Raw genomic sequence first — 5,641 nt, 5'->3', positions numbered from 1 at the left:
CGCCGCGTCCGCGGCGCGAGGGCGGCGTGGCCGCCCGCTTCGACGCCGCCCTGCCGTTCGCGCTCACCGCCGCGCAGGAGCGGGTGGGGCGCGAGATCGCCGAGGAGATGGGGCACACCCACCCGATGCACCGGCTGCTGCAGGGAGACGTCGGCTCGGGCAAGACGATGGTGGCGCTGCGGGCCATGCTGCAGGCCGTGGACTCCGGCGGGCAGGCCGCGATGCTCGCCCCCACCGAGATCCTGGCTACCCAGCACCACCGCGGCCTCGTGCGGGCGCTGGGCGACCTCGCCACCGCGGGCCGGCTCGCCGGGGGCGTGGAGGTGCGGCTCCTCACCGGCTCCATGACGGCCTCGCAGCGGCAGAAGGTGCTGCTGGACACTCTGGCCGGCGAGGTGGACGTGCTCGTGGGCACCCACGCGCTGCTGGAGGACTCGGTGACCTTCGCCGACCTGGCCCTGGTGGTCATCGACGAGCAGCACCGCTTCGGCGTGGAGCAGCGTGACGCGCTGCGGGCCAAGGCCGACCCGCCCCCGCACCTGCTGGTCATGACCGCCACGCCGATCCCGCGGACCGTGGCCATGACGGTGTTCGGCGACATGGACGTCTCGGTGCTCGACGAGCTGCCCGCAGGCCGGCAGCCGGTGGCCACGCACGTGGTGCCGGCCGACAACGTCGTGTGGACCGAGCGGGCGTGGGACCGCATCGCCGAGGAGGTGGCGGCCGGGCGCCAGGCGTTCGTGGTGGCCTCCCGCATCGACACCGCCGAGGAGGAGTCCCCCGCGACGGACGACGACCCGGCACGGGGCGACGTGCGCGAGGTGCCCGGGCAGCCCGCGCTGGTCGACCCCGACGCGCCCGTGGCCGAGCCGCGCCCGCCCGCGGTGGGCGTCGAGGACCTGCTCGTGACCGCCCGGGAGAAACTCGGCGGGCGGGGGGTCCGGGTGGAGATGGTGCACGGCCGCATGCCCACCGACCAGAAGGACACCGTGATGTCGTCCTTCGCCGCCGGCGAGGTGGACGTGCTCGTGGCCACCACCGTGGTGGAGGTGGGCGTGGACGTGCCCAACGCCACGGTGATGCTCGTGGTGGACGCCGACCGGTTCGGCATCGCCCAGCTGCACCAGCTGCGCGGCCGCATCGGGCGTGGCGGGCACCCCGGCCTGTGCCTGCTCATGACGCACGTGGCCACCGGCCCCACCCACGAGCGGCTGGAGCGCGTGGCGTCCACGACCGACGGGTTCGAGCTGGCCCGGGCCGACCTGGAGATGCGCCGCGAGGGCGACGTGCTCGGTGCTGCGCAGAGCGGCCGTTCGGGACTGGAGTACGTGCGCGTGCTGCACGACGCCGAGCTCATCGGCCAGGCGCGCGAGGCCGCCCGGGCGTACGTGGAGCAGGACCCCGAGCTCACCGCGTGGGAGCCGCTGGCCCGCGCGGTGGCCGCCCGTGACGAGAGTGCCGCCTGGTTGGAGCGCAGCTGATGAGGATCATCGCCGGGGCCCACGGGGGCCGCCGCATCGAGGCACCGCGGGGCGCCGACACCCGCCCGACGAGCGACCGGGTGCGCGAGGCGCTCTTCGCCGCCCTGGAGCACGAGGGGGTGCTGCGCGACGCGTGGGTGCTCGACCTCTTCGCCGGGTCCGGCGCGCTGGGGCTCGAGGCCGCCAGCCGGGGCGCGCGACGGGTGGACTGCGTGGACCAGGCGGCGCCCGCGGCACGGGTGGCGCAGCAGAACGTCCGGGCCCTGGGCGTGGGCGGGGCCGTGAGCGTGCACCGGCGTGGCGTGCAGGCCTTCCTCGAGGCCGGGCGCGCGCCCCTCGTGGGTGAGGGCACCGACCTGCCCGACGGCGGCCGCGTGGTGCTCGCGCTGCTCGACCCGCCCTATCCCCTCGGCGAGGAGGAGCTGGCCGGCGTGCTGCGGGCGCTCGCCGAGGACTGGCTGGCCCCGGCCGCCGTGGTGGTGGTGGAGCGCTCCTCGCGCAGCCCCGAGCCCACCTGGCCGGCCGGTCTTCGGCGCTTCCGCCGCCGCGACCACGGGGAGACCACCCTGTGGTTCGCCGAGCCGGATGACACGATGGAGGCGTGACCACCGCCCTGCTGCCCGGCTCCTACGACCCGCTCACCAACGGCCACCTCGACGTGGTGCGCCGCGCCGCCGCCCTCTACGACCGCACGGTGGTGGCGGTGGTGCACAACCCGGAGAAGACCGGCATGCTGCCCGTGGCCGAGCGGGTGCGCGTCATCGAGGAGTCCGTGGGAGACCTGCCCGGGGTGGAGGTCTCCGCCCACACCGGCCTGCTCGTGGACGTGGTCCGCGCGGTCGGCGCCGACGTGGTGGTCAAGGGCATCCGCAGCGAGACCGACTACGCCTACGAGCAGCCGATGGCGGCCATGAACCGGCACCTGTCGGGCATCGAGACGCTGCTGCTGCCCGCCTCCGGCGAGGTGGCGCACGTGAGTTCCACCCTGGTGCGGCAGATCTCGGCCGGCGGGGGCGACGTCTCCGACCTCGTGCCGGCCCCGGTGCTGGCGGCGCTCGCGGCCCGCGCCTGAGCGCGACGGCGCCGTGGGGGAGGGCCGGGGCACAGCGCCTGACCGGCGAGGTCGTCGGTGCCCTGTGGGACGATGGGCCGCATGATCGAGCTCGACCGTCGGCACCCCCTCGCCCTCGACCTGCGCAGCTTCGGACGCCGCGCCGGCACCACCGAGTCCGGGGAGTTCGAGGTCCCGGCCCCCGAGGGCATCGGCACCGACGTGATGGCGGTGGAGCCCGGCTCGCCGCTGGGGCTCGACCTGCGTCTGGAGTCCCTCGTGGACGGGGTCCTGGCCTCCGGCACCGTGACCGCCACCGCGCGCGGCAACTGCGTGCGCTGCCTCACCGACCTCGACGAGCCCGTGGACACCGACTTCCAGGTGCTCTACGTGTGGCCCGGGGGGCGCGAGGACGGCGAGGAGGTGGACCCCGAGACCCAGGAGGACGTCCGCGAGATGGAGGGCGACCTCATGGACCTCGAGCCCGCCGTGCGCGACGCCGTGGTGCCCACCTTCCCGTTCCAGCCGGTCTGCTCCGAGGACTGCCCCGGCCTGTGCGACCGCTGCGGCGAGCGGCTGGCCGACGACCCGGACCATGCCCACGAGGAGCTCGACCCCCGCTGGGCCGCCCTGGCCGACCTGACCCGCTCCGACGACCAGTGAGCCCGGCCGCACGACCCGTCTCCGAGCTGGCCGACCGCCTCGAGGAGGTGGTCGGTGCCCGCGTGGACGAGGACCTGCTGCTGCGGGCGGTGACGCACCGCTCGTACAGCTACGAGAACGACGACGCCCCGCACAACGAGCGCCTGGAGTTCCTCGGGGACTCCGTGCTGGGCCTGGTGGTGACCAACCACCTGTACCGCTCCAACCCGGACCTGCCCGAGGGCGAGCTGGCCAAGCTGCGCAGCGCCGTGGTGAGCGCCCGGGCCCTCGGCGGCGAGGCCGGCCGCCTGGAGCTGGGCAGCTACTTCCGCCTCGGCCGGGGCGAGGAGGGCTCCGGCGGGCGGCAGAAGAACTCGATCCTCGCCGACGCGGTGGAGGCCGTCATCGGGGCGGTGTACCTCTCGGTGGGGCTCGAGGCAGCGACCACCGTGGTGCACCACCTGCTCGACGAACTCATGGAGCGCTCGCAGACGATGGGCGCCGCGCTGGACTGGAAGACCAGCCTCCAGGAGCTCGGCTCCGCGCGCGGTCTGGGGCTGCCGGAGTACCGCATCACCGACTCCGGCCCGGACCACGCCAAGGTCTTCGAGGCCACGGCCCTGCTCGGCGGGGAGCCGGTGGGCACCGGCACCGGGCGCACCAAGAAGGCCGCGGAGATGATGGCCGCCGAGGCGGCTTGGGAGCACTTGAACCCCCAGGGCGATGCGGGTGAGGACGGTGGCGCCCCGGCCGCGTCCTCCGAGGTCGCCTGAGGTGCCTGAGCTCCCCGAGGTCGAGGTCGTCCGCGCCGGTCTGGCCGACCACGTGGTGGGCCGCCGCATCGCAGTGGCCGAGGTGCGCGGCGAACGCGTGGCCCGGCGCCACGCAGGTGGGGCCGCGGCCCTGGCCGAGCGCCTCACCGGGCGCACGCCCACCTCGGCCGAGCGGCGCGGCAAGTTCCTCTGGCTCGCCCTCGACGACGCCTCGGCGCTGGTGACCCACCTGGGCATGAGCGGCCAGATGCTCGTGCTGCCCCCGGACGACCCGGCGGTGCGCCACGAGCACGCCCGCCTCGACTTCGAGGACGAGGGCCCCTCGCTGCGCTTCGCCGACCAGCGCACCTTCGGCGGGTGGTCCGTCGAGCCGCTGGTGACCGACCCCTTCGGCGGCGACCACCCCGGCGGGGTGCCGGCGAGCACCACCCACATCGCGCCCGACCCCTTCGAGGCCGTCTTCGACGCCGAGGTCGTGGCCGCCCGGCTGGTGACGCGCCGTGGCCCGGTGAAGCGCGCCGTGCTCGACCAAGGTCTCGTCAGCGGCGTGGGCAACATCTACGCCGACGAAGCGCTGTGGCGCACCGGCGTGCACGGGGAGCGCCCCGGCACCGCGCTGACCCGCCCGGCCGCGCGCCGCCTCATCGGCCACCTGCAGGACGTCATGGCCGAGGCCCTCGAGCAGGGCGGCACCTCGTTCGACGCCCTCTACGTCAACGTCAACGGCGCCAGCGGCTACTTCGACCGCCGCCTGGCGGTCTACGGCCAGCAGGGCCGTCCCTGCCCGCGGTGCGGCGCCACGGTGCTGCGCTCGCCCTTCGACGGCCGCAGCTCCCACTGGTGCCCCGCCTGCCAGACCCGCCCGCGCCACGCGCCGAAGGGGGACGTCCGGTGAGTGGCGAGTGGGTGTCCGACCACCTCGAGGCCGATGCGGTGCAGGCCTCCATCGACCGGCTGGCCCGCCGCATCCGCGCCCGCTTCCCCGAGCGCTCCCTGGCCGGCGTGGCCGACCACCTGCGCTCCCTGGCCGACGAGGTGGAGGACACCTCGGACTCCAGCCGCCTGCGGCTGCGGGTGATGCGCTGGGTGACCGGCCTGCTGGCCGCCGCTCTGGCCGTGGCCACCGCCGTGGTGGTGGGGCAGGTGGTGCTCGACCTGCGCGCCGACGGCCTGGGAGAGCCGGCCGACCTGCTGGCCCTGCTGGAGACCGGCGTCAACGACCTCGTGTTCTCGGCCCTGGCCATCTGGTTCCTCATGATGGCGCCCGCACGCCACGAGCGCTCCCGCATGCTCGGGCTGCTGCACCGGCTGCGGTCCACGGCGCACGTCATCGACATGCACCAGGTGACCAAGGACCCCGAGCACCTGCGCGCCGACTACGTGCCCACCGGCGCCTCGGTGCGCGACCCCATGACCCGCGAGGAGATGGCGCACTACCTGGACTACTGCGCCGAGATGCTCTCGATGGTGGGCAAGGTGGCCGCCCTGTGCGCCGAGGCCTCGGGCGACGACGTGGTGCTGGACACGGTCTCGGACGTGGAGTCGCTGGCCAGCGACCTGGCGGCGCGCATCTGGCAGAAGATCTCGGTTCTGCCCTGAGCGCGCGTCGTCCGGGGTGCGGGCACCGGCCGGGGCTGTGACAGTGGGGGCGTGCTGATCCCCGACCCCACCCCACCCCGTCGTCCCGGGTGCCT

Annotated in this window: 7 protein-coding genes; all 7 read left to right on the top strand. The window is 75.1% G+C overall.

Features of this window, described 5'->3' with window-relative positions; all coding sequences use genetic code 11:
• On the top strand, window positions 1-1,481 hold a 1,481-nt coding region (locus tag HMPREF3099_RS02680), incomplete at its 5' end, for an ATP-dependent DNA helicase RecG (RefSeq protein WP_141761948.1).
• Window positions 1,481-2,086: a 16S rRNA (guanine(966)-N(2))-methyltransferase RsmD gene (gene rsmD, locus HMPREF3099_RS02675; protein WP_083323427.1), complete on the top strand. Its 606-nt coding sequence runs from the start codon at window positions 1,481-1,483 to the stop codon at window positions 2,084-2,086. The genes HMPREF3099_RS02680 and rsmD, both read left to right, overlap by 1 nt.
• A complete protein-coding gene (coaD, locus tag HMPREF3099_RS02670; protein ID WP_070703705.1) occupies window positions 2,083-2,553 on the top strand; it encodes a pantetheine-phosphate adenylyltransferase in 471 nt (156 codons plus the stop codon). The genes rsmD and coaD overlap by 4 nt, the downstream gene beginning before the upstream one ends.
• 81 nt (window positions 2,554-2,634) lie before the next feature.
• Window positions 2,635-3,195, top strand: a complete 561-nt coding sequence (locus tag HMPREF3099_RS02665) for a YceD family protein (RefSeq protein ID WP_181443176.1) — start codon at window positions 2,635-2,637, stop codon at window positions 3,193-3,195.
• Window positions 3,192-3,947 (top strand): ribonuclease III, encoded by a 756-nt coding sequence (gene rnc / locus HMPREF3099_RS02660; RefSeq protein ID WP_070703701.1) that lies wholly within the window; start codon window positions 3,192-3,194, stop codon window positions 3,945-3,947. The genes HMPREF3099_RS02665 and rnc overlap by 4 nt, the downstream gene beginning before the upstream one ends.
• Before the next feature lies 1 nt (window position 3,948).
• Entirely contained in the window at window positions 3,949-4,842 is an 894-nt protein-coding gene (mutM, locus tag HMPREF3099_RS02655) for a bifunctional DNA-formamidopyrimidine glycosylase/DNA-(apurinic or apyrimidinic site) lyase (protein ID WP_070703699.1), read from the top strand.
• 11 nt (window positions 4,843-4,853) lie between these two features.
• Window positions 4,854-5,546, top strand: a complete 693-nt coding sequence (locus HMPREF3099_RS02650) for a hypothetical protein (protein ID WP_141761949.1) — start codon at window positions 4,854-4,856, stop codon at window positions 5,544-5,546.
• Window positions 5,547-5,641: the final 95 nt, after the last annotated feature.

The sequence above is a fragment of the Kytococcus sp. HMSC28H12 genome (genome assembly GCF_001816045.1).
In the GTDB taxonomy this organism is placed as follows: Bacteria; Actinomycetota; Actinomycetes; order Actinomycetales; family Dermatophilaceae; genus Kytococcus; species Kytococcus schroeteri.
Note: the sequence above shows the minus strand (reverse complement) of the source record. Positions and strands in the feature narration are given on the sequence as shown.

Excerpts from the sequence above, each read along its gene's own strand:
- rsmD (WP_083323427.1), top strand. The coding sequence starts at position 1,481 with ATGAGGATCATCGCCGGGGCCCACGGGGGCCGCCGCATCGAGGCACCG.
- HMPREF3099_RS02665 (WP_181443176.1), top strand. The coding sequence starts at position 2,635 with ATGATCGAGCTCGACCGTCGGCACCCCCTCGCCCTCGACCTGCGCAGC.